This is a genomic window from Tenacibaculum amylolyticum (assembly GCF_964511145.1).
GTDB lineage: Bacteria > Bacteroidota > Bacteroidia > Flavobacteriales > Flavobacteriaceae > Polaribacter > Polaribacter amylolyticum.
The window spans coordinates 328,903-352,319 of the sequence record NZ_CAZEFZ010000063.1; the positions used below are offsets into that span (position 1 = coordinate 328,903).

A 23,417-nucleotide genomic window follows, 5' to 3' on the forward strand; every position below is an offset into this window, starting at 1 on the left:
ATGAACTTAAAAAAATATCCAGCCAGTTCACGTGGTTTTGTAAATCATGGATGGTTACAAGCAAATTACTCGTTTAGTTTTGCAAACTTTTATAATCCTGAACGAATGCATTTTGGAATGTTACGTGTTTTAAATGATGATTTAATTGCACCTAGCATGGGATTTAGCACACATCCACACCAAAACATGGAAATTATTACAGTTCCATTAAGTGGCGTGTTAAAGCATAAAGATAGTATGTCTAATGAATGGTTGTATGTAAAACCTAATGAAGTACAAGTAATGTCTGCTGGAACAGGAATTTCTCATTCAGAAATGAATGGTTCTAAAGACGATTATTTAAGTTTATTTCAAATTTGGATTATACCAGAAGCAGAAGGAGTACAACCAAGATATAATCAACAAGCATTTAACCCAGAAGAACGTAAAAATAAACTACAAACCTTGGTTAGTTATATTCATGATGAAGAAACAAATGGTTTAAAAATTCATCAAGATGCAAGATTATCAAGGATAGATTTAGATAAAAATCAAGATTTTACATATAAACTAAAATCTGAAAAATACGGAGTCTATTTGATGAATATATCAGGTAAAGTTTCTATAGGAAATGAGAAACTAGATACTAGAGATGCATTAGGAGTTTTGGGAACCACAGAATTTACAATTAAATCAGAAGAGGTTTCAGAGCTGTTGTTAATTGAAATACCTCTATAATTAATGAAAAATAGTATTCGTTTTAAAATCAGGTTATTACCTTGTTTTTTGTGAGCTGATTGTAAGTAGTTTTGTAATACAATTAACCTTTTAAATTAATATTATGAAACAATTACAAAAACTAATGCCGTTTTTGATATTTTCTTTGATGATTATATCATGTAACCAAACTACTACAGATGGAGTAGATGTAAATTCTGGATTAGAGAAAACTGAAGTTGTCACAATTTCTAAAGAAGGAAAAACAAAAGATATCAGATTAGACTATCATGAAAAATATGGAGTAGTTAAAGCTAATGAGTTTCCTATGAACCCTAAAGGAGTTCAAGGAGAACCAACATTAGAACAATTTCTAGAGAAATCTGATATAAGAAAAGAAGAGATAGCTAATTATAGAATTAGTAAATCTTCCTTCTCCGGAATAGGTTTAGCTGAACATAGAATGGATGATGGTAATGTAATTCAAGTTCCTCACAGATATGACAACCAATCTGTATATAGATTAGATGGAGAACTAGTTACAGGAGAAAGATTTGTAACAATTATAATAATTGTTTGTAGTAATGGAATGGTAATTATTCTGATTTTTTAAGAATACAACAATTTTAAATTAAGCGCCCACTTTTCTAAGTGGGCGTTTAATTTTTCTAGTAGTATGTATTTTATTTACTTCTTAATTATTTTAAGAATCTTTGTTTTGCTCTCTTTATCTTGAATTTTCAAATAATAGACTCCGCTAGCTAAGTGACTTATGTCAATTTTATGATTAATTTCTTTAATACTAGTAGATAAAACTTGTAGGCCTATATGATTATAAATAATAATAGAATAGGTGTTGAACTTGCCAAAAGTTAAATTAATAATATCAGATACTGGATTTGGATATGCGAAACTAGTTAATATTGTTTCTTCAGAACTACTAAGCGTGTTATCAATAGAAAAATCTGCTATTACAGGAAAATGATCAGAAGCAGTAGCAGTGTCAAAAGGGTGTAAATTGTATAAGTTTAATCTACTATTCGACATTACTTCTGTTTGTATTATAAACGATTTTTCTGAAGTTAGGGTATAATCAGAAAAAATAATAAAGTCTAATTTTCCTGGAGGAAAAGCAGAACCATTAGATCGCCAAGTATAATTCATACGAATATCACTTTGTAAAGCATTTTCTTCTTTCATATTGCTATTGTCCCAATCTAAAGGACCACCATTTCCATAAGTGTTTGTATTTTGAATATCACCAGTAATCAAGGTATTTAATTGTTGAGAGAGTCCAACTAAATTCAAATCACCAGAATAAATAATAGGTGTATTTTGAGGGAGAGTAACAGTTCCTCCAGGAGATTTTGCATCCAAAATAAAGGCAGCATATTGATCTACTTGATCTTGTCTAGCAGCATCTGCTCCACAACAATTTAAATGTGCATTCGTATATAATAAATCGGTACCATAGCTTTCAGGTAAATCAATTAACACAGGAAACTGACGTGTAAGATTGTTCCATGTTTGAGAAATAGGCCATTTAGAAACAGTTACTTCACCACCATGTTTTGCTACATACCAACCATTTGAATTACCTAATGGCAACCAATTATCAAACAGAGATTTAATATACGTTGTTGTTGTATTAGCACTCTCTACCAAACCAATAATGTCTGGCTGAACAGCCTTAAAAATACGTTCATACGACAGTAATTTATTAGAATCTAAAAGACTATTTTGTAATGTGTTGTATGCCATTACTCTAATAAAAGAAGTATTCGTTTTATCAAAATCAATAGGCGTATATGAAGGAACTGGAGTATCATCAAATGTATACGTAAAAACGGTATTTAAATTTGGAAGCCAATCAAAATTTTCTCTATTGCGAAGTAAGATTTTTATACTAGAGTTAGGAAACAAAGGGTTAATTCCATCTGGAATGGCATCACGACCAATAGCAATTTCAAATTCATTAGAAGTAACTGTGGGAGCAGAAAAAAAATCAATATCTGCAAATTTTACTTGTGGATTAGGAGTTCCCGAAAAATTATTATAAAGAATACGATTAGCAAATTCAATAGATAATTCAGCTCCATAATCATCTCTTACTTTAAATCCGGTATTAGCATTGTTGTCAGTATCTAAATACAAGAAAAAATTATGAAGAATAGGATCATCGCCAGTTAAATCAAATTCTTTATTTGCTTTTACTCTTATGTAAAGATACTCTGCATCATTCGTAACTTGAAACTCTAATAAATCTATACCGTCTTTAGATTCATTGGTATCTGTAAATGTAGTAAGATTAGAAGTCCAATCATTAAAGATTCCATCAATAGTGATAGGTGCAGACTGTGCATTAGCATGTAAAGTTGTTATAAATATACTAAAGAATAAGTAGTAATAGTAGTTGTTCAAATTCTTCATGATTTCAGAATAAATGGACATCTAATTTAGGGTTTTAGTGTATTATTATTTAAAAAATGACTTTAAATGAAAGTTAAGATTTTAAAATCCAAAAAATAGAATTATCTTGCAATTTATTATGCATGCATAATAAATTAAAGTAGAAAAAATATGTCACATCTCACAGAAATTTTAGATATAAAACATCCAATAATCATGGCTCCTATGTTCTTGGTTTCTAACACGAAAATGGTTATAGAAGGAATGAAAGCTGGAGTTGCAGGCTGTATTCCAGCATTAAATTATAGAACCTTAGAAGAACTTAGAGCGGCAATACATGAACTTAAAAAGAATAAGGTAGCTGGCGGATCATTTGGTTTTAATTTAATAGTTAATAAATCTAATCTCAAATATAAAGATCAATTAGATGTTCTATGTGAAGAAGGTGTCGATTTTATTATTACTTCTTTAGGAAGTCCAGAAGAAACTATTCGTAAGGCACATGAAGTTGGAATTAAAGTTTTTTGTGATGTTACAGATTTAAATTTTGCTAAAAAAGTAGAATCATTAAAAGCAGATGCATTAATCGCTGTAAATAATCAGGCAGGAGGTCATCGAGGAAACTTATCTCCAAAAGCATTAATAGAAGAGTTAACAACTAATTGTAATATCCCTGTAATTTCTGCCGGTGGAGTTGGAAATAAAGAACAATTAGATGAAATGTTATCATATGGAGCTGTAGGAGTTTCTATAGGAAGTCCTTTTATAGCGTCAGAAGAAGCAGGAGTAACACAAGAATATAAAGAAGCGTGTGTAAATTATGGAGCTGATGATATTATAATGACAAAAAGAATTTCTGGAACTCCTTGTACAGTTATTAATACACCTTATGTTCAAAAAATAGGAACAGAAGAAACTTGGTTAGAGAAAATTTTAAATAAAAATAGAAAGCTAAAAAAATGGGTAAAGATGATCCGTTTTTCTATGGGAATGAAAGCAACTGAAAAAGCAGCAATGAAAGCTACATATAAAACAGTATGGGTAGCAGGTCCTAGTATAGAATATACAAGATCAATACAGCCTGTACAAGAAATTGTGATGGGTCTTGTTTAATCAACTATAATTTTATAAGTCCTTCTAAAAGCTGTCATTAGTGGCAGCTTTTTTTATTTTCTAAAAAAGACGTATATTGTTTTTGTTATGCATGCATAATAAATTTTAAAAAACTAACAAACAAAATGACAAAATACAAACACATTTTTGAACCATTAGATTTAGGTTTTACAGTTCTTAAAAACAGAATTTTAATGGGATCTATGCATACAGGACTTGAAGAAGAAAAAGATGGTTATGAGAAGATGGCTGCTTATTATGCAGAGAGAGCTAAAGGAGGAGTAGGACTAATCGTTACTGGTGGAGTAGCGCCTAATATTCAAGGTTGGACGAGTCCATTTTCTGGGAGAATGAGCACAAAAAAACATGCAAGAAAACATCAGGTTATTACAGAAGCAGTACATAAGGAAGGAGGAAAAATATGCATGCAAATTTTACATACAGGACGTTATGCATATCATCCATTAAGTGTGGCACCATCAGCAATTAAAGCACCAATTAATCCATTTAAGCCTTTTAAATTAAAAGAATCTGGAATTAAAAGAACCATAAAAGATTTTGTGAAATCTGCAGCATTAGCAAAAGAAGCAGGATATGATGGCGTAGAAATTATGGGTTCTGAAGGATATTTAATTAATCAATTTATTGTAAAACGTACCAATAGAAGAAATGACGATTGGGGAGGCAGCTACGAAAATAGAATGCGCTTGCCCATAGAAATTGTAAAACAAACGCGAGAAAAAGTAGGAGAAAACTTTATCATTATTTACCGTTTATCAATGTTAGATTTGGTAGAAAATGGTAGTTCATGGGATGAAATTGTAGCATTGGCAAAAGAAATAGAAAAAGCAGGAGCAACAATTATTAATACAGGTATAGGATGGCACGAAGCTAGAATACCAACGATAGCTACATCGGTACCACGAGCGGCGTTTACTTGGGTTACGCAAAAAATGAAAAAAGAAGTTACAATTCCTTTAGTTACAACTAATAGGATTAATATGCCGGCTACGGCAGAGCAAGTATTATCGGAAGGGCATGCAGATATTATTTCAATGGCACGTCCATTTTTAGCAGATCCAGAATGGGTAAATAAAGCTCAAGAGGAAAGAGAAGATGAAATCAATACTTGTATAGCTTGTAATCAAGCATGTTTAGACCATGTTTTTGAAAAGAAAATCGCAAGTTGTTTGGTAAATCCAAGAGCTTGTCATGAAACTGAATTAAATTACGAACCAACAACTCAAAAGAAAAAGATAGCGGTAGTTGGAGCTGGTCCAGCAGGATTAGCAGCAGCTACAGTTGCAGCGCAAAGAGGACATGAAGTAACTTTATTTGATGGAGAAGCTGAAATAGGAGGACAATTTAATATTGCAAAGCAAATCCCTGGAAAAGAGGAGTTTTATGAAACTATACGCTATTTTGGAAAACAAATAGAGCTACATAATGTAAACTTACAACTCAATACAAGAGTAACAGCAGAAGATTTAGTTGAAGGAAGTTTTGATGAAGTAATCTTAGCTACTGGTATTAGTCCTAGAGAACCAAGAATTACAGGAATAGAACATGAAAAAGTATTAAGTTATATAGATGTACTGAAGCATAAAAAGCCTGTAGGAAAGCGTGTTGCAGTTATTGGAGCAGGAGGAATAGGATTTGATGTTTCTGAATATTTAGCTCACGAAGGAGAAAGTACTTCACAAAATATAGATGCTTGGTTAAATGAATGGGGAATAGATAAGAGTTTAGAAGCAAGAAGTGGAATAGAAGGAGTTGATACAGAAATACATCCATCACCAAGAGAAATCTTTATGTTTAAAAGAAGTAAAGGAAAGTTTGGAGGGAATTTAGGAAAAACTACAGGATGGATCCACAGAACAAACCTTAAAAAGAAAAATGTACAATTTATTAATGAAGTTCAGTACACAAAAATAGATGATGAAGGTTTACATTATATAAAAAATGAAGAAGCTAAAGTGCTACCTGTAGACAATATAGTGATTTGTGCAGGACAGTTACCTTTTAAAGAGTTACTAGTTCCTTTAGAAGCTAAAGGTGTAAAAGTACATGTTATTGGAGGTGCAGATGTAGCTGCAGAACTAGATGCAAAAAGAGCAATAGACCAAGGAAGTAGATTAGCAGCAAAACTATAAGCTACTTAACCATTTTTACAGAATTAATATTACCATGTCCATCAAATTCCTTTATGGGGTTTGATGGATCTACTTTCCATTTTCCATCAACAATAAATTTATAATGATGTTTACCAGAAGGTAATTTCATTGTATAAGTCCAACCGTTATCTACTCTTTTCATTTGAAAAGAATCTTCAGACCAATTATTAAAAGATCCAGCTAAAATTACTTTTTCAGCATTGTCAAAACCGTCTAAAAAGAATTCAACATTGGCAGTAATATCAATTACAGAATTATATTCCCCAAATTCATTTGGAACTTTAAAAGGATTTTCAGGATCTTCAATCCAGTAGCCATCTATAATAAATCTATATTCATATTTATTAGGTTTCATTTGAAGAGTTAACTCCCAACCATCATTGGTTTTTTCCATCTCAAAAAGCTGCTCATGCCATTTATTAAAAGAACCTGTAATAATTACCTTTTTTGCGTTTCTAAAACCTTTAAGTTTAAATTTTGTATTCCCTTTTTTACTGGGATACGCATTATACATTTTTAAATTATAGGTATAGTAATTTTTATGACCTTCTGTTGCAGGTACTATATTGCTGGTACTTTCATTAGGTTCAGCCCAAATTCTATTATTAATAACAAACTTGAACTCCCAATCAAATTCATCCTTAAAATCTGTAATTTTTTTTCTTAGTTCATATATGTTATCGTTGACTTTAGACATGCTCCAGCTATCTCTAGACCATGAATTAAAATTACCAGAAACAACAACATTTTCAATATTAAAATCATCAAACTCAAGTCTTTTTTGAGTTTTTTCATCCGTAGCTTGTGTATAGTCTCTTTTGTCAAATGTAAATACAACATAATCACCTTCAATTCTATAACCTTTTAATGTTTTTTTCTGAGGAAAAACATTGTAACTTATAAAACTAAGTAAGAATAAAACTATGTTTAATTTATATTTCATATAACTATCTAACTAATGGATATTTGATAAAATATAGTTTTTCTTTTTTGTAGTTAATAATAACTCTCTTCTGAAGAAAAAAATCATGTCCTAGAATACCATCTAAATGTGTGCCAAAGGCTTTATTCATATTATAAAGACTAGTCAGTATTGTTTTCATTGGACCAAAATAGGTTTTGTCACTGAGTTTTACTCTGGACAAATTTCCGTATAAAACTTCAATCTTCCTTTTACTAGCTCCAATTAATTTTACCCGTTTTTTAGGATAAAAATAACGCAAAACCTTTTTACTTACTCTTTTATGTATTTGATTAAATTCTGCACCAGAATCTAAACCAAATTTCACTTTTTCATTTCCAATATAACCACTAATAACAATAGTATGCTTTTTTAGCTTAAAATCAATACTGTCAACTATTTTTTCTAAATAAACTTCTTTACTTAAAGTGTTTCCAAGTGAATCAATTTTTGTGAGCGTAATTTGGTTCAAATAAAGATCTATAAAAACTTCATAATCTTTTAAAATACTAAAGCCAATAATTCCTAAAAGTTTAATTTTCTTGCTCTTTTCTATATGCGACAAGTCAATTATATCTGATTTTCTATTGTGTAAAGTGAATTCTTTTAGAGATAATTTGTTTATTTTCTTTTCAAAAAGGTTATCTACAAAGTCTATGACACCTGTCGTACTTTTTTGTTTTCTTTCAAAAGGATAGGTTTTAAAATGGACTTTATTCAAAAGCATAGTTTCTGAGCCAGTATCGATAATAAAATTTCCTTTTTGATCTTTTATACCACCTTCAATAACAATAAGTCTATCTACAAGTTTAAAAGGAATTCGAGTAGAATATTTGTTTATAATTTTAGCGTCCTTAAAATGAATTGGAATTGAATTGATAAGAATTCCATCATCATTAGTAGCTAAAGCTAACTGACTAAAAAATAAAAAAAGTATTATATAAACTGCTTTCTGCATATTAAATAGACCGATCTGATAAAGCTTTGTTACGTTTTTTAAAACTATTTATAAAAGAATTCATTGCAAAATGGCAATATATTACAAGCCGAATTTAATTCTTTATTAACTATTCAGTGTAAACTTTAAACGTAGTTTTGTTTTAAAACTATACTTATGAGAAACGTTTTAATAATCATTACAATCTTACAGAGCACTTTGTTCTTTGGACAAATGAGAGGAAGAGGACAGATGGGAGGAAATGCAAGAAGAGGACAAACACCGCCAAGAACGAATAAAACAGTTGAAAAAATGAAAGCTATTGAAATGGCTGGATTATTTTATTATGATGAAGAAAAAGTAGTAAAAAAAATAAAAGTAAAAGATGAAAAAAATAAAGCTATAGTATATAAAGCACTTAAAAAGTATAATGATAGAATAGGAGAGATTACTTTTTTAAATACAAAGTATTTTGATGAAATAGACATGTTTTTGAAAACAACTCCTGAAACAGAACGTAGAAAACCTTTTCAAGAATTATTTAACGATAATAAAGAATTAAAAGAAGTAATTCCTAATGCAAGAAGGGAAGCACATGAAGCCGAAGAAGTATTAAACAAAAAACTAAAAGAAACTCTTACTGAAAAACAGCTTAAAAAATGGATGAAGTATCAAAAGAAAATAAAAGATAAGTTTAGTCCTAATAATAACAGAAATATAGGTGTTACTCGAACTAGGGGAAGGAACCAAGTAAATCGTAGAAACTAATAAATAAGCAGAAAACATTTTGAATATTATTAGGTATAATTATTACAATAAGTTTTTTGTTATAAATAAACTTATTGTTAATTCAAATATTTCTCGATATTTGTAGCTCATTTTTTGCGCAAGGTATTATGAAGTTTTAAACTCAACTATAGTGTGTTTAATCATGAAACCAACCACGCTTGTGGCAGTCGCACCCTAAAATAAGAAATATGTCAATGAACAAAAATACAGTATTAGCATACGCAACATTAATTATGGTAATCATGGGAATACTGCTAGTATCTCTAGCAATATTTAAATATGATGAAATTGCAGGATATGGATTTGGAGCAGTAGCATTGGGATTTTTTGCAATCGCTTGGGTATTTAATGCTCTAAAAGGTAGGGTATAAATTTCTTGTTAGAAATAGCCCAAACTTATTTTTCAATCAAAGAATTAACTAACTATATTAATTTACTTCTCAAATGTCAGACGATAAGAAGATAATTTTCTCGATGAATAAGGTTTCTAAAACCTATCAGTCAACAGGGAAACAAGTTTTAAAAGATATATACTTAAGCTTCTTTTATGGAGCTAAAATTGGAATTCTAGGTTTAAATGGATCTGGAAAATCTACGTTATTAAAAATTATTGCAGGTGTAGAAAAGAATTATCAAGGAGATGTTGTTTTTTCTCCGGGATATAAAGTAGGTTATTTAGAGCAAGAACCACAACTAGATGATGAAAAAACTGTATTAGAAGTAGTAAAAGAAGGTGTTGCAGAAGTTGTAGAAGTCTTAGATGAATACAATAAAATCAACGATATGTTTGGTTTAGAAGAAGTGTATTCAGATCCAGATAAAATGCAAAAATTAATGGATCGTCAGGCAGAGTTACAAGACAAGATAGATGCAACGAATGCTTGGGAATTAGATACAAAGCTGGAAATAGCTATGGATGCGTTACGTACACCTGAACCAGACAAGAAAATTGGAGTATTATCTGGAGGAGAGAAGCGTAGAGTAGCTTTATGCCGCTTATTGTTACAAGAACCAGAAATCTTATTATTAGACGAGCCAACAAACCATTTAGATGCAGAATCTGTACACTGGTTAGAGCATCATTTAGCACAATATAAAGGAACTGTAATTGCAGTAACACACGACCGTTATTTCTTAGATAACGTAGCAGGATGGATTTTAGAGTTGGATAGAGGAGAAGGTATTCCTTGGAAAGGAAATTATTCATCTTGGTTAGATCAAAAAGCAAAGAGATTAGCTCAGGAAAGTAAAACAGCTTCAAAACGTCAAAAAACATTAGAACGAGAGTTAGAATGGGTACGTCAAGGAGCTAAAGGACGACAAACAAAGCAAAAAGCACGTTTGAAGAACTATGAAAAGTTAATGAGCCAAGATCAAAAACAAACAGAAGAAAAGTTAGAGATATATATTCCAAATGGACCACGTTTAGGAACAAATGTAATTGGAGCAACAGGAGTATCTAAAGCATTTGGAGAAAAGCTACTATATGAGAATTTAGAGTTCAATTTACCACAAGCTGGAATTGTAGGAATTATTGGTCCGAATGGTGCAGGTAAAACAACCATATTTAAAATGATTATGGGTGAAGAAACTCCAGATGGGGGAACGTTTTCAGTAGGAGAAACAGCTAAAATTGCCTATGTAGATCAAACACATGCTAATATTGATCCAAATAAATCTATATGGGAAAACTTCTCAGAAGGACAAGATTTGATCATGATGGGAGGGAAGCAAGTAAACTCTAGAGCATATTTAAGCCGATTCAATTTTGGTGGAAGTGAACAAAATAAAAAAGTAAATACATTATCTGGAGGAGAACGTAACCGTTTACATTTAGCCATGACTTTAAAGGAAGAAGGAAATGTATTATTATTAGATGAGCCAACAAATGATTTAGATGTAAATACATTACGAGCTTTAGAAGAAGGATTAGAAAACTTCGCTGGGTGTGCTGTAGTTATTTCGCATGATCGTTGGTTCCTAGACAGGATTTGTACACATATTTTAGCCTTTGAAGGAGATTCACAAGTATATTTCTTTGAAGGATCTTTCTCAGAATATGAAGAAAACAAAAAGAAACGATTAGGAGGAGATTTAATGCCTAAACGTATTAAATACAAGAAGTTAATTAGATAATTCTTTATGGAAATATAAAAAAGCTAGCAAAAAATATTTGCTAGCTTTTTTATTAGGTTTAATATGGAATTAAAATAAATGCGCTTTTTTTTGATATTTTAGAAATAAAGAAGAGTAAGAAAGAGATAAGTAGAAAAGAAAGATAAGTGAATGAAAATTTGATAAAATAATTAGGGGCTGGCGTACTTATAAATTAGTGATGTGTAACTCTTTTTATAGATAGGGTAAAGAAGGTATCAGGAGGTGATACTGTTTTGATAAATAAAAATAATTGAAATGAAAAAATATGTTATTTCTACAATAAGTTTAAATAAGTATTATTTTATGATAATATTATCATTGATATTGTCATTTTTTATATCATTGATAATGATTGTTTTATTGAGCTATTTTATTTCTTTTAAATTTATTTGGGGCATATTCATTTTATTTTCAATAGTTATATTCTTTAGAGTTATAAATATTACAAAGAAGTTTTATTTGAATGAAATTAAGGTTTCAATATCTAGAGATATAATTTCAATAGAAAAAGATAAAAATATTAAAATAGAAGCACATCTTAAGGATGTTATTGATTATAGATATAATAAATATTTACATAAGAATTTTCCGTCTTTTAAACTTAGGTTAAATGAAGGTAGATTAATAAAGTTCAATTGTAAAGAAAAAATAGATGAAACAATAGAAAGTTTAATTAAAGAATTAGACAAAGTTTTGAATAAATCATCTTATTAAATAACTTGCTACTCCTCAATTTCTTCCGAATATTGTGTAACTAGTAAGTAAAAACAATGATTAATGTATAAACCACATAATATTTTAAAATGTTATGTGGTTCCCTTTTTATAAATCCTCAAAAACACAGCCTTCAAATTATCACTCTTTTAAAAAAGTGAAACTTTCAAGTAAATAAGTTTTGTTTCTACAAAATAGGTTGTATTTTCCACGTTTTCAACCGACAATCTAATCACCCATGAGCAAATACTATATTTTCGATTTCGATAGTACGCTTACCAAAGTAGAAGCGTTAGACGTATTAGCTGAAATAACGCTAGCTAATAATCCGAGAAAAGAAGAAATTATTGAGGAAATCATCAAGATTACCAATTTAGGAATCGATGGAGAAATTTCCTTTACACAATCGTTAGAACGACGTATAAAACTACTAAATGCAAAACGATCCGATTTAGAGCTGTTGATAAAAGCTTTAAAAAAGCGTGTGTCTCCTTCCATAGAGCGTAATAAAGAATTTTTTGAAACGTTTTCAGATAATATCTATGTAATCTCGGCTGGGTTTAAAGAGTTTATAGTACCTATTGTTGCAGAGTATAATATTCCTGCAGATAGAGTATTTGCAAATACTTTTGAGTTTAGTGCGTCAGGAGAGATCATAGGTTTCGACAGAGATAATATATTATCGGTACACAATGGAAAAATAGAGTGCTTACAAAACTTACAATTAGATGGAGAAATCCAAATGATTGGCGATGGTTACAGCGATTATGTAACTAAAGAAGCTGGCGTAGCACACAAGTTTTTTGCATATACAGAAAATGTACAACGTGAAAAAACCATCCAAAATGCCGATCATATTACCCCGAATTTAGACGAATTTTTATACATTAACGATTTGCCAAGAAACATATCTTATCCAAAAAACCGCATCAAAATGTTATTACTAGAAAATATACATGCAGATGCGTACGAAAAATTTAGCACAGACGGATTTACTGTAGAAACTGTATCGAGAAGTTTATCAGAAGAAGAATTGATAGAAAAACTTCAAGATGTACACGTATTAGGAATCCGTTCCAAGACACAAGTAACACAAAAAGTAATAGAAAATGCTCCAAGATTATTAGCTGTAGGAGCTTTTTGTATTGGAACGAAGCAAATAGATTTAAACGCTTGTAAAGAAAATGGAATTGTAGTATTCAATGCTCCATATAGTAATACACGATCGGTTGTTGAGCTAGCCATAGGAGAAATCATTATGCTAATGCGTAGTGTATTTCAGCGTAGTACAGAGTTACATAACGGACAATGGAATAAAACAGCACAAGGTTCCAGAGAAGTTCGTGGAAAGAAACTAGGAATTGTAGGATACGGAAACATTGGAAAGCAATTATCAGTATTAGCAGAAGCTTTAGGAATGGATGTTTATTACTATGATGTAGAAGATAAATTAGCATTAGGAAATGCTACAAAACTAAATTCTTTAGCAGACTTATTGGCTGTTTCAGATGTGGTTACCTTACACGTAGATGATAATGCATTGAATAAAAATTACATTGGAGAAAAGGAAATTTCTCAAATGAAAGACGGTGCACATTTAGTGAATTTATCACGTGGATTTGTGGTGGATATTCCTGCGTTAACTGCCGCATTAAAATCAGGCAAATTGGCTGGGGCTGCTGTAGATGTATATCCGGAAGAGCCAAGGAAAAATGGAGATTTTATCACTGAGTTAAAAGGGTTATCAAATGTAATTTTAACTCCGCATGTAGGAGGAAGTACAGAAGAAGCGCAAAGAGATATTGCAGATTTTGTACCAGGGAAAATTATGGCGTACATCAACTCAGGAAATACAGTAGATGCAGTAAACTTTCCAAATATTCGCTTGCCAAAACAACAAAATGCACACAGATTCTTACACATTCACGAAAATGTATCGGGAGTAATGGCAAATATTAATAAAGTTGTTGCAGAATACGGATTGAATATTGTAGGACAATACTTATCTACAGATCCTAAAGTAGGGTATGTAATTACAGATGTAGATAAAGATTATAACCAAGAAGTAATACAAGAGCTTAAAAATGTAGAAGGAACCATACGATTTAGAGTATTGTACTAGTAGTTTTAAGAACTTAAATTCTATAAAAGAACAAAACCTTGTCTATAAAAGTAGACAAGGTTTTTTGTGTAAATTAAAGATATAATAAAGTCATCTATTTTAAATCAATTATTATTCATGTTCAAAACCAAGGCAAGAGTTAAAATAGATAAACTATTAAACTGATCGAAAGAAGCATTACTAAATTGCGGATATGAACCATCTACACACGCATCTGCAGATGTTTGAATAAGTTGATACAACAAATCGTTTGTATTTAAAAGCTTTTCTGAAATAGGATTTCCCCCTTTTAAATACCCATATAACAAATAGCGCATGCAAATCCCAGAACCAGAAGCATAATCTCCTGAGTCTGTTAGATACAAACCATTATCAAGCGTATAAGGAAACCACGGAGCAATAATGTCTGTTTGTAAAGGAGTTATAGGAGAACTTGTGATCATACTTGGAATTCCATTTAAAATTCGCTTCATGGTGTTGTCTACAAAACTCTTTTCAGCCATTTCTATGGTCGAAAATTCATATAACCCACCTAAATATAAACCTTGATCTCCAGCCCAACAAGTATTTGCTTTGTACCAAGAACTAGGGTTAACCAAGATTTCTCCTCCGTTTTTTACAACACTATTATTATATGCAGGATATCGTTCTCTAATTAATGCAGCTTCGGGTCCAGTTTCAAACAAAATACTATAATCAGTATCATCAACCCAATTTTTAAAGAAAGAAACAAAAGAGCTAATATATGGAGTGATACTATTTTGTAAATCAGTATCGTCAGACATATTATATAATCTTGTACATAAGGTAAACCATAAACCATTTACAACACTATCTTGAAAAGGCCCTAATTTAGCGGTTAAAGGGTCCCCAAAATTAGCTTGCCAAACTCCACCTTCATATCTAGGAGCTGTTTGATTGACATATGGGTTATTTTGATTTTTTGCAGTTTCATAAACATTAGGAGCACCTTTATATTGAGTATACGTACCTTTTTCCATAGCAGTCCAACAAGCTTTTGCAATACCTTGAGCTTTGGTTTTAGAGGCTGGAGTAAACAAATGTTGATAAAAAGGATCGTAAGCTTTAGCACAAGCAATTCCCCACCAACCAGCATCGTCATACCAGTTAGCACATTGTACATAATTATTATAAGGAATATAACTAGTGCCATCACGATATACATTAGCAGGTACTTGTTCCCCATTTAAACTAGTAATTGTATCATAATTATATTTTGCTAAAACAGAAGATACTGCCTGTTGTGCTTCAATTTTAGTAATAAAATGTAAATCCTCAGGAGTATCTATATCGTTAGAGGTAGCAAGCGCTAAAAAGTCTAATACAGTATCAAAAATACAACCAGCTTGCCAATAATTAGGGAGAGGAGCCAATAGAGTATTATCAAGTAAATTTTTGTAGTTAGAGTATGCAATTGCATACATAGAAAGTTGGGTATCAGTCTTCATAATTTTAAATTTTAATGATTCTTAATGATTTAAAATTATAATTCAATTCAAAAGTATAAGAGAGAAAAAGGAACAAGTCCTATAAAAATTGGAACTAAGTAATAGTATTTAATAATAAGAATATTATAACTTTTATGAAGTTAATACTTATAGAAAGCAAAAGACATCCAAAGTAATTTAGATGCCTTTTTAGTTTGCTTTTATAAAAAGCTCGGTTAGTTAATACCATAAATCTACAATTAAATTTGCAAGTAAGTAGCAAAAAGTGATAAATATTTTGAAAATAAAACACAGAATAAGAGGAGAAGATTATAAACAAAGATAGTTTGTTATATTTGAGGTAAAATCAATTAATTGTTTGATGAACTATCAAAATTCGTTGGCATTTGCCCAGCAGTTAGACAAAGAAGATCCGTTACAACACGTACGTAAAGAGTTTCATGTTCCAAAAGATACACATGGTAACGACTGGTTATATTTTACAGGAAATTCATTAGGGTTACAGCCTAAACAAACACAACAATACATACAACAAGAATTAGACGATTGGGCAAAGTATGGAGTAGAAGGGCATTTTGAAGCCCAAAATCCATGGTTGCCTTATCATGAATTTCTGACCAAAACAATGGCAGAAATTGTAGGAGCCAAACCTCTTGAAGTTGTAGTGATGAATACATTAACTACGAACTTACATTTGTTAATGGTTTCGTTTTATCAGCCAACAAAAAAGAAATACAAAATTGTTATTGAAAGTGATGCATTTCCATCGGATAGATACGCAGTACAATCACAATTACAATTTCATGGATTTGATGCAAAAGAAGGATTAATAGAATGGAGACCAAGAGAAGGAGAAGAATTGTTAAGAATGGAAGATTTAGAAACAATTCTAGAAGAGCAAGGAGATGAAATAGCTTTATTATTAATTGGTGGTGTTAATTATTATACAGGACAATATTTAGATATAAAACGTATTGCTGAAATAGGACATGCTAAAAATTGTATTGTAGGAATAGATTTAGCGCATGGTGCAGGAAATATTCAACCTGATTTACATAATAGTGGTGTTGATTTTGCTGCTTGGTGTACCTATAAATATTTGAACTCTGGACCAGGAAGTTTATCAGGATTATTTGTGCACGAAAAACATGCATATAATAAAGAGTTACCTCGATTTGCAGGTTGGTGGAATCATAATAAAGAAACGCGCTTCAATATGCGTCAACCATTCGATGTTATGGCAGGAGCAGAAGGTTGGCAGTTATCAAATCCACCTATTTTATCAATGGCAGCCATACGATCGTCGTTAGATATGTTTGCAAAAGTAGGTATGACTGCTTTAAGAGAGAAATCAGAAAAGTTAACGGGGTATTTTGAGTACTTAATCAATCAAATAGCAACAGACAGAATCAAAATTATCACACCATCTAATCCAAAAGAAAGAGGGTGTCAATTATCCATACAAGTACAAAATGCAGATAAAAGTTTGCACGAAAAACTAATGGAACAACATGTAATTACAGATTGGAGAGAACCAGATGTGATTCGTTGTGCACCAGTACCAATGTACAATAGTTTTGAAGACGTTTTTAGAATGGTAGAAATTTTAAAAACACTAGTGTAAAATGAATTGGTAGAGTATGTCGTATTTAAATTATAAAAATTATCCGTAATAGATAAATAAGTAACAAATGTTAACCTGAACTTGTTTCAAGTTCTCATACCAAATCATTGTTTAAAGGCATGATGAGATTCCGAAATAAATTTAGAATGAGGTTAAAAAAGTAATTATGACTCGATACAGATATTCAATACATCATAAATAGCATAAATGAAAACAAAAGTTTTAACTGGAATTTTAGTAGTTTTTATACATATTGGATTTACACAAAATATATCTAAATCTGAAAAGAATACAATAATGGAGGAATCAAAGTTTCTTGGATTAAGAACTACAATTTATAAAGTAGGGAATATAACAGAAGCAAAAGAATGGTATGCGAAAGCATTTGAAACAAAACCTTATTTTGATGAATCATTTTATGTAGGATTCAATATTGGAGGATATGAACTAGGTTTACAACCAGAAAAAGAATCAGTTACAAACAAATCAGAAAGTGTAGTAACCTATTGGGAAGTAACAGATATTCAAGAAATGTATGCTAGGTTACTTAAATTAGGAGCTACAGAACATGAAAAACCGTATAATGTAGGAGGTGCTATTATGACAGCTACTGTTAAAGATCCATACGGAAATATTATTGGTTTAATATATAATCCAGATTTTAAGATAACCAAAGAATAGTTTGAATCCACTGGAAATAAATTTATAATGAAAAAAGATAAAATAGTAATAGTAGGAGCAGGTTTATGTGGAAGTTTGCTAGCATTAAGATTAGCGCAAAGAGGGCATGAAGTATCTGTATACGAGAGTAGACCAGATTTACGTAAGGTCGATATTTCTGCAGGACGTTCTATCAATTTAGCATTATCAGATCGTGGTTTTAAAGCACTACGCTTGGCAAGAGTCGATGAAAAAGCTAGAGAATTATGCATTCCTATGTATGGAAGATTAATGCACGATATAGAAGGAAATACATTTGCTTCTAGTTATTCTGGAAGAGAAGGAGAATATATCAATTCCATTTCTAGACAAGATTTAAATGCTTTATTACTAGATGAAGCAGAAAAACATGAAAATGTAAGTCTACATTTTAATAGTAAATGTACTCATATAGATATTGAGAATACTATCGCGCATTTTAAAAGCTATGAAACAGAAGAAGAATTCGCTGTAAATGCAACTATTATTTTTGGAACAGATGGAGCGGGATCAGTGCTGCGTAAAAGTTACTATTTAGAAAGAAAGTTTCTGTTTAGTTATAGTCAAGAATATTTAACGCATGGTTATAAAGAGCTAGAAATTCCTGCAAATGCTGAAGGCATGCATCAAATAAGTAAAGAGCATTTACATATATGGCCACGAGGAAAATATATGCTAATAGCGCTGCCTAATTTAGATGGAAGTTTTACCGTGACATTGTTTTTGAGTTATGAAGAAGGAACCTATAATTTTAAAAACTTAACAACAGAGGAAGCAGTCACTGAATTTTTTGAAACACAATTTCCAGATGCACTAGCATTAATTCCAAGTATTAAAGATGAATTTTTTAACAACCCTACAGGAGCATTAGGAACTGTTAAATGCTCTCCATGGATGTATCAAAATAAAACCTTGTTAATGGGAGATGCAGCCCATGCAATTGTACCGTTTTACGGACAAGGAATGAATGCCTCTTTTGAAGATGTTGCCATTTTTGATACGATTTTAGATGAGTTTGAAGGCGATTGGGAAATAGTTTTCAAAAAGTATCAAGAAAGAAGAAAAAAAGATACCGATGCTATTGCAGACTTGGCAGTAGATAATTATTATGAAATGAGAGACCATGTTGCAAATCCATTATTTAAACAAAAAAGAAAAATAGAAATGGATTTGGAGAAAAACTTTCCAAAAGACTACTATTCAAAATATTCACTAGTTACATTCAACGAAGATATAGGATATAATGAAGCTTTAGAAAAAGGAAGAGCACAAGACAAAGCATTACTAAATTTAATAGCAGATAAAGAAGTTTTCACGTCAGAAAATATGACCATAGAAGAATTACAAATTATTTTGGAAAAAGTAAAAGAACAAACCAACGAAATTTTACAAGAAGATAAGATAGCGGGACTTTCGTAAGATAATTTACCAGTGAGGTTAGAAGTAATATAATAAACATGAAAACGTACATCGTATTATTAAGGGGAATCAATGTTTCAGGAAAAAATAAAATTCCAATGGCAGATTTACGAAAAATACTTAATGATTTAGGGTTTCAAAATGTTCAAACCTATATTCAAAGTGGTAATATCATTTTGAATTCACAAGAAACGAAAGTTGAGGTTTGTAATAAAATACATCATGCCATTACATCAGAATTTGGATTTGAAATTCCAGTAATAGCAAGAACCCCTAAGGAATGGGAAGAAATGTTAGAAAACTATCCTTTTACGCAAGAAAATGAAAAAATAGTAGCTTTTACGATATTAGAGAAAACTACTTCAGAAACAGTAATGGAAATTAAAGGAATTAACGAAGATCAATACCAAATACATAGAGATGTAGTGTATTTATATTGTCCATCTGGTTTCGGAAAAACAAAACTAACCAATGCTGCTATAGAAAAGAAACTAAACACAACAGCAACGACCAGAAATTTAAAAACCACGAGGAAATTATTACAACTCGCAAAAGAAATATAAATAATGAGTACTAAAAAAGTAACGCCAAGAGGAGCGTATCCACATGTAAAAGTTGTAGGAGATTTTATTTTTGTTTCAGGAACAAGTTCTCGCCGAGCAGATAATACAATTGCAGGTGTAGAATTAATAGATGAAATGAATACTAAAAAACTAGATATTGAAGTACAAACTAGAGAAGTATTACAAAACATCGATAAAAATTTACAAACTGTAGGAGCAAGCTTAAAAGATGTAGTAGACGTAACTACATTTCTAGTAAATATGAATGATTTTGCAGGTTATAACAAAGCATATGCAGCGTTCTTCGATAAGGAAACTGGACCAACACGTACCACAGTTGCTGTACATCAATTACCACATCCAGACTTGGTTGTAGAAATTAAAGTAATGGCTTATAAAAAGCAATAAATTAAAATGGCAGACTATAAATTGCATAAAGAACAATTGGAAATTAATGGTTATTCAATAACAAAACCATTAATTTCTGAAAGTACTCTTGTTAATTTGAAAAAGATCGTTTATCGAGAAGAAAAGAGTTATGCAATTCGTCAATTAGTAAACAAACAGCCAGAAATTTTAGAAGTTCTGTTTAAAGAAAAGAGCTTTAGAGAATTATATGCAAAAGTATGTGGAAAAGGTTATTTCCTTACAAAAGCTATATATTTTAATAAACCAGCAATGTCTAACTGGTTTGTAGGATATCATCAAGATTTAAGTATTAGTGCAAAGGAAAAACAAATTACAAAAGACTATGTACAATGGACATATAAAGAAAAGCAATGGGGCGTAATTCCACCAGAAGGTATTTTAAAAAATACGATTACTTTTAGAGTTCATTTAGATAGCACAGACGAAACCAATGGAGCCTTACACGTAATTCCTAAATCCCATGTAAAAGGAATTATTAGAATTGATGAGCATTTTAAGAAAGAAGCATTAGGAAAAGAGGTTTTGTGTAATGTAGAAAAAGGAGCTGTAATGTTAATGAATCCATTAGTATTACACGCTTCACAACGATCGGTATCTGCATCAGATCGTAGTGTGATTCATTTAGAATTTTGTAATCAAGAGATTCCCATGGGATGGCTAGAAAGAAAGTCAGTAGAGAATGATAAAATTTTTTAGAAACATACGTAAATCACTTCTTATGGAAAATAAAACTTCCAAGTATATAAAATATGCAATAGGAGAAATTGTACTGGTTGTTCTAGGTATTTTAATTGCGTTAAGAATTAATAATTGGAACGAAAACATAAAAAAAGAAGCAAAGGAAAAAGCAATTTTAAAAGAATTACACAAAGACTTTACAGAAAACTTAAAACAGTTTAATAAGATAAAAGTAATTCACATCAATACGCTAGCAAATTCACTTCAATTTAGAAAGTATATTCATAAAAAAGATGTTTTTGCAGCAAAAGATAGTATTGCCAAATATTATTTTAAAGCATTTAACGGAGCAAAATTTAAACCTTCTAATGGTGTTATTGAATCATTAATTTCTTCAGGAGAATACCAACTAATTAAAAACGATACCTTAAGGAAATATATCATTTCTTGGAAAGATATATTGAATGATTATATTGAGGACGAGTACTATATGAGAGAATTATGGTCAGATAAAATAGAACCGTATTTAATTGAAGAGGGAGACTTAGTAAACTTGGCAAACCCTAAGAATCTTGAGCTAGTAACTACTACAAAATTTAAAAACTTAACAGAACGACAAATTTTGTACGTAAGAAATATTGTAAACACGGTTAAAAATAAACCTTTAGAAGAATATTTAAAAGGAATCGTAAGATTATCTAAAACAGAATAAAAGCCATCCCAAAAAAGAAATACAATTGACAATAAAAAACTACATAAACGGCGAATTTATAGCACCAATTAAGGATAACTGGATTGATAATTACAACCCATCTATAGGTGAAGTATACGGACAAATTCCAAATTCAACAAAGGAAGATGTAGCCAAAGCATATGAAGCGGCAGAAAAAGCATTTCCTACTTGGTCTAATACAACATTGGCAGAAAGAAGTCGTATACTGTTAAATATAGCGGAAAAGATCTCAGAAAAACTAGATGCATTGGCTAATGCAGAAGCGAAAGATAATGGAAAACCATTAAGTCTGGCTAAGGCAATAGATATTCCGAGAGCTTCTTCTAACTTTGAGTTTTTTGCAAATGCAATCACACAATTTTCATCGGAAGCACATGAAACGGTTGGATTAAACGCAATGAATTTCACATTACGACAATCAATTGGAGTTGTAGGTTGTATTTCACCTTGGAATTTACCATTATATTTATTTACATGGAAAATAGCACCAGCTATCGCAGCAGGAAACTGTGTAGTTGCAAAACCAAGTGAAGTGACACCAATGACGGCCTATTTGATAGGTGAAATCTGTAACGAAGCAGGATTACCAAAAGGAGTGTTAAATATCGTTCACGGTTTAGGTACTACTACAGGACAAGCAATTATAGAGCATCCAAAAATTAAAGCAATTTCATTTACAGGAGGAACAGCTACAGGAGCGCATATTGCTAGAACAGCAGCTCCTATGTTTAAGAAGCTTTCATTAGAATTGGGAGGAAAAAATCCAAATATCATTTTTGCCGATTGCGATTATGACAAAATGCTAGTAACTACTGTACGTTCGTCATTTGCAAATCAAGGGCAAATTTGTTTATGTGGAAGCAGGATTTTTGTTGAAGAAAGTATCTATGAACGATTCAAGAAAGACTTCATTAAAAAAGTAGCCGAACTAAAAGTAGGAAGCCCATTTGAAACAGACACAAACGTGGGAGCCTTAGTTTCTAAAGCACATTTAGAAAAAGTAAAATCGTATATAGCTATTGCAGAGGAAGAAGGAGGGAAAATAGTATTTGGAGGTGAAGAAATAGAAGTAGAGAATTTTGAAAATGGATATTACTTGCAACCTACCATTATTGAAGTTACGAGTAATCAATGTAAATTAAATCAAGAAGAAATATTTGGACCTGTGGTTACAATGATGCCTTTTAAAACAGAAGCAGAGGTATTAGAAATGGCCAATGATGTTAGGTATGGGTTATCAGCTACTTTATGGACACAAAACCTGAATAGAACAATGAATTTTAGTAAGCAATTACAAGTTGGAATCGTTTGGGTAAATACATGGTTGTTAAGAGACTTAAGAACACCGTTTGGAGGAATGAAAGCTAGTGGAGTAGGAAGAGAAGGAGGATTAGAAGCATTAAGATTCTTTACAGAACCTAAAAATGTTTGTATACAATATAATTAAAGCCTTAGGGTATTTACGGTATAATGTTATCAATTTGAGGTCTTTGATAAGTTTTATTATCTAGTGTAAAAATTTCACGTATTAACGCTAATTCGTTTAAGAGATAATCTAAATGATAGCACCCTGAAAAAGTCGACCTCTGAATCAAAATTTTGAAAATCAAGGAAGTCGCGTTGGCTGAAAGATAAAAAGTTGTTTGAGCGCGAGCGAGTTCTTTTTATCAGTGGAAGGTTCTGTAGTATTTTCTTAAGTTTTTATTCGAAGTCTTGATTTTTGTTTCTTTT

At 31.0% G+C, this 23,417-nt stretch carries 21 protein-coding genes; 17 read left to right on the forward strand and 4 right to left on the reverse strand.

The genetic code is table 11. The features are described 5' to 3' along the window. Together ACKTTC_RS14530 and ACKTTC_RS14535 are read left to right on the forward strand one after the other, a co-directional pair. Positions 1 to 717, forward strand: coding sequence for a pirin family protein (locus ACKTTC_RS14530; protein WP_408040567.1), 717 nt, complete (start codon positions 1 to 3; stop codon positions 715 to 717). A 103-nt stretch (positions 718 to 820) separates the two neighbouring features. Next, positions 821 to 1,309, forward strand: coding sequence for a hypothetical protein (locus ACKTTC_RS14535; RefSeq protein WP_408040568.1), 489 nt, complete (start codon positions 821 to 823; stop codon positions 1,307 to 1,309). A 74-nt stretch (positions 1,310 to 1,383) separates the two neighbouring features. Here the strand turns inward: ACKTTC_RS14535 and ACKTTC_RS14540 are convergent, their stop codons facing one another. Beyond that, entirely contained in the window at positions 1,384 to 3,147 is a 1,764-nt protein-coding gene (locus tag ACKTTC_RS14540; RefSeq protein ID WP_408040569.1) for a T9SS type A sorting domain-containing protein, read from the reverse strand. A 129-nt stretch (positions 3,148 to 3,276) separates the two neighbouring features. Between ACKTTC_RS14540 and ACKTTC_RS14545 the strand changes: the two genes are divergently transcribed. Together ACKTTC_RS14545 and ACKTTC_RS14550 are read left to right on the forward strand one after the other, a co-directional pair. Then, complete coding sequence (locus tag ACKTTC_RS14545; protein ID WP_408040570.1) at positions 3,277 to 4,218, forward strand: NAD(P)H-dependent flavin oxidoreductase; 942 nt, start codon at positions 3,277 to 3,279, stop codon at positions 4,216 to 4,218. Positions 4,219 to 4,343: 125 nt separating this feature from the next. After that, a complete protein-coding gene (locus ACKTTC_RS14550; RefSeq protein ID WP_408040571.1) occupies positions 4,344 to 6,371 on the forward strand; it encodes an oxidoreductase in 2,028 nt (675 codons plus the stop codon). Position 6,372: 1 nt separating this feature from the next. On the opposite strand, the gene ACKTTC_RS14555 is transcribed toward ACKTTC_RS14550, so the two are convergent. Together ACKTTC_RS14555 and ACKTTC_RS14560 are read right to left on the reverse strand one after the other, a co-directional pair. After that, positions 6,373 to 7,335: a glycogen-binding domain-containing protein gene (locus ACKTTC_RS14555; protein WP_408040572.1), complete on the reverse strand. Its 963-nt coding sequence runs from the start codon at positions 7,333 to 7,335 to the stop codon at positions 6,373 to 6,375. A 4-nt stretch (positions 7,336 to 7,339) separates the two neighbouring features. Then, the gene (locus tag ACKTTC_RS14560) at positions 7,340 to 8,311 is read right to left on the reverse strand and encodes a pepsin/retropepsin-like aspartic protease family protein (RefSeq protein ID WP_408040573.1); all 972 of its coding nucleotides are present in this window, start codon (positions 8,309 to 8,311) and stop codon (positions 7,340 to 7,342) included. Between the two features lie 156 nt (positions 8,312 to 8,467). Between ACKTTC_RS14560 and ACKTTC_RS14565 the strand changes: the two genes are divergently transcribed. The 5 genes from ACKTTC_RS14565 to serA all read left to right on the forward strand — a co-directional run bounded on the left by ACKTTC_RS14565 (position 8,468) and on the right by serA (position 14,072). After that, a complete protein-coding gene (locus tag ACKTTC_RS14565; protein WP_408040574.1) occupies positions 8,468 to 9,058 on the forward strand; it encodes a hypothetical protein in 591 nt (196 codons plus the stop codon). A gap of 215 nt (positions 9,059 to 9,273) precedes the next feature. Then, entirely contained in the window at positions 9,274 to 9,450 is a 177-nt protein-coding gene (locus tag ACKTTC_RS14570; protein WP_408040575.1) for a CAL67264 family membrane protein, read from the forward strand. 73 nt (positions 9,451 to 9,523) lie between these two features. Then, on the forward strand, positions 9,524 to 11,215 hold the full coding sequence (gene ettA / locus ACKTTC_RS14575) for an energy-dependent translational throttle protein EttA (protein WP_408040576.1): 1,692 nt from the start codon (positions 9,524 to 9,526) through the stop codon (positions 11,213 to 11,215). Positions 11,216 to 11,491: 276 nt separating this feature from the next. Beyond that, positions 11,492 to 11,950 carry a hypothetical protein gene (locus tag ACKTTC_RS14580; protein WP_408040577.1) on the forward strand — a complete coding sequence of 153 codons (459 nt, stop codon included), beginning with the start codon at positions 11,492 to 11,494 and terminating at the stop codon, positions 11,948 to 11,950. 238 nt (positions 11,951 to 12,188) lie between these two features. Continuing rightward, a complete protein-coding gene (gene serA, locus ACKTTC_RS14585; RefSeq protein ID WP_408040578.1) occupies positions 12,189 to 14,072 on the forward strand; it encodes a phosphoglycerate dehydrogenase in 1,884 nt (627 codons plus the stop codon). 104 nt (positions 14,073 to 14,176) lie between these two features. Here serA and ACKTTC_RS14590 read toward each other — a convergent pair whose 3' ends face one another. Beyond that, entirely contained in the window at positions 14,177 to 15,541 is a 1,365-nt protein-coding gene (locus tag ACKTTC_RS14590; protein ID WP_408040579.1) for a hypothetical protein, read from the reverse strand. 361 nt (positions 15,542 to 15,902) lie between these two features. Here ACKTTC_RS14590 and kynU point away from each other — a divergent pair, with 361 nt between their 5' ends. The 8 genes from kynU to ACKTTC_RS14630 all read left to right on the forward strand — a co-directional run bounded on the left by kynU (position 15,903) and on the right by ACKTTC_RS14630 (position 23,133). After that, on the forward strand, positions 15,903 to 17,165 hold the full coding sequence (gene kynU / locus ACKTTC_RS14595) for a kynureninase (protein WP_408040580.1): 1,263 nt from the start codon (positions 15,903 to 15,905) through the stop codon (positions 17,163 to 17,165). 207 nt (positions 17,166 to 17,372) lie between these two features. Then, on the forward strand, positions 17,373 to 17,846 hold the full coding sequence (locus ACKTTC_RS14600; protein ID WP_408040581.1) for a VOC family protein: 474 nt from the start codon (positions 17,373 to 17,375) through the stop codon (positions 17,844 to 17,846). A gap of 24 nt (positions 17,847 to 17,870) precedes the next feature. Further along, complete coding sequence (locus tag ACKTTC_RS14605; RefSeq protein ID WP_408040616.1) at positions 17,871 to 19,283, forward strand: FAD-dependent oxidoreductase; 1,413 nt, start codon at positions 17,871 to 17,873, stop codon at positions 19,281 to 19,283. 38 nt (positions 19,284 to 19,321) lie between these two features. Next, positions 19,322 to 19,846 (forward strand): DUF1697 domain-containing protein, encoded by a 525-nt coding sequence (locus ACKTTC_RS14610; protein ID WP_408040582.1) that lies wholly within the window; start codon positions 19,322 to 19,324, stop codon positions 19,844 to 19,846. 3 nt (positions 19,847 to 19,849) lie between these two features. Further along, positions 19,850 to 20,254 (forward strand): RidA family protein, encoded by a 405-nt coding sequence (locus tag ACKTTC_RS14615; protein ID WP_408040583.1) that lies wholly within the window; start codon positions 19,850 to 19,852, stop codon positions 20,252 to 20,254. 6 nt (positions 20,255 to 20,260) lie between these two features. Next, entirely contained in the window at positions 20,261 to 20,971 is a 711-nt protein-coding gene (locus ACKTTC_RS14620) for a phytanoyl-CoA dioxygenase family protein (protein ID WP_408040584.1), read from the forward strand. 22 nt (positions 20,972 to 20,993) lie between these two features. Continuing rightward, the gene (locus tag ACKTTC_RS14625) at positions 20,994 to 21,665 is read left to right on the forward strand and encodes a DUF6090 family protein (protein WP_408040585.1); all 672 of its coding nucleotides are present in this window, start codon (positions 20,994 to 20,996) and stop codon (positions 21,663 to 21,665) included. Between the two features lie 25 nt (positions 21,666 to 21,690). Further along, positions 21,691 to 23,133: an aldehyde dehydrogenase gene (locus ACKTTC_RS14630; protein ID WP_408040586.1), complete on the forward strand. Its 1,443-nt coding sequence runs from the start codon at positions 21,691 to 21,693 to the stop codon at positions 23,131 to 23,133. Positions 23,134 to 23,417: the final 284 nt, after the last annotated feature.

What these genes read in the sequence shown, in the direction of transcription:
- ACKTTC_RS14620 (WP_408040584.1), top strand. Translation starts at nt 20,261, where the DNA reads ATGGCAGACTATAAATTGCATAAAGAACAATTGGAAATTAATGGTTAT.
- ACKTTC_RS14560 (WP_408040573.1), bottom strand. Translation starts at nt 8,311, where the DNA reads ATGCAGAAAGCAGTTTATATAATACTTTTTTTATTTTTTAGTCAGTTA.
- ettA (WP_408040576.1), top strand. Translation starts at nt 9,524, where the DNA reads ATGTCAGACGATAAGAAGATAATTTTCTCGATGAATAAGGTTTCTAAA.
- ACKTTC_RS14555 (WP_408040572.1), bottom strand. Translation starts at nt 7,335, where the DNA reads ATGAAATATAAATTAAACATAGTTTTATTCTTACTTAGTTTTATAAGT.
- ACKTTC_RS14550 (WP_408040571.1), top strand. Translation starts at nt 4,344, where the DNA reads ATGACAAAATACAAACACATTTTTGAACCATTAGATTTAGGTTTTACA.
- ACKTTC_RS14570 (WP_408040575.1), top strand. Translation starts at nt 9,274, where the DNA reads ATGAACAAAAATACAGTATTAGCATACGCAACATTAATTATGGTAATC.
- ACKTTC_RS14580 (WP_408040577.1), top strand. Translation starts at nt 11,492, where the DNA reads ATGAAAAAATATGTTATTTCTACAATAAGTTTAAATAAGTATTATTTT.
- ACKTTC_RS14625 (WP_408040585.1), top strand. Translation starts at nt 20,994, where the DNA reads ATGGAAAATAAAACTTCCAAGTATATAAAATATGCAATAGGAGAAATT.
- ACKTTC_RS14610 (WP_408040582.1), top strand. Translation starts at nt 19,322, where the DNA reads ATGAAAACGTACATCGTATTATTAAGGGGAATCAATGTTTCAGGAAAA.
- ACKTTC_RS14590 (WP_408040579.1), bottom strand. Translation starts at nt 15,541, where the DNA reads ATGAAGACTGATACCCAACTTTCTATGTATGCAATTGCATACTCTAAC.
- ACKTTC_RS14600 (WP_408040581.1), top strand. Translation starts at nt 17,373, where the DNA reads ATGAAAACAAAAGTTTTAACTGGAATTTTAGTAGTTTTTATACATATT.
- ACKTTC_RS14530 (WP_408040567.1), top strand. Translation starts at nt 1, where the DNA reads ATGAACTTAAAAAAATATCCAGCCAGTTCACGTGGTTTTGTAAATCAT.
- kynU (WP_408040580.1), top strand. Translation starts at nt 15,903, where the DNA reads ATGAACTATCAAAATTCGTTGGCATTTGCCCAGCAGTTAGACAAAGAA.
- ACKTTC_RS14545 (WP_408040570.1), top strand. Translation starts at nt 3,277, where the DNA reads ATGTCACATCTCACAGAAATTTTAGATATAAAACATCCAATAATCATG.
- ACKTTC_RS14615 (WP_408040583.1), top strand. Translation starts at nt 19,850, where the DNA reads ATGAGTACTAAAAAAGTAACGCCAAGAGGAGCGTATCCACATGTAAAA.
- ACKTTC_RS14565 (WP_408040574.1), top strand. Translation starts at nt 8,468, where the DNA reads ATGAGAAACGTTTTAATAATCATTACAATCTTACAGAGCACTTTGTTC.
- ACKTTC_RS14540 (WP_408040569.1), bottom strand. Translation starts at nt 3,147, where the DNA reads ATGTCCATTTATTCTGAAATCATGAAGAATTTGAACAACTACTATTAC.
- ACKTTC_RS14535 (WP_408040568.1), top strand. Translation starts at nt 821, where the DNA reads ATGAAACAATTACAAAAACTAATGCCGTTTTTGATATTTTCTTTGATG.
- serA (WP_408040578.1), top strand. Translation starts at nt 12,189, where the DNA reads ATGAGCAAATACTATATTTTCGATTTCGATAGTACGCTTACCAAAGTA.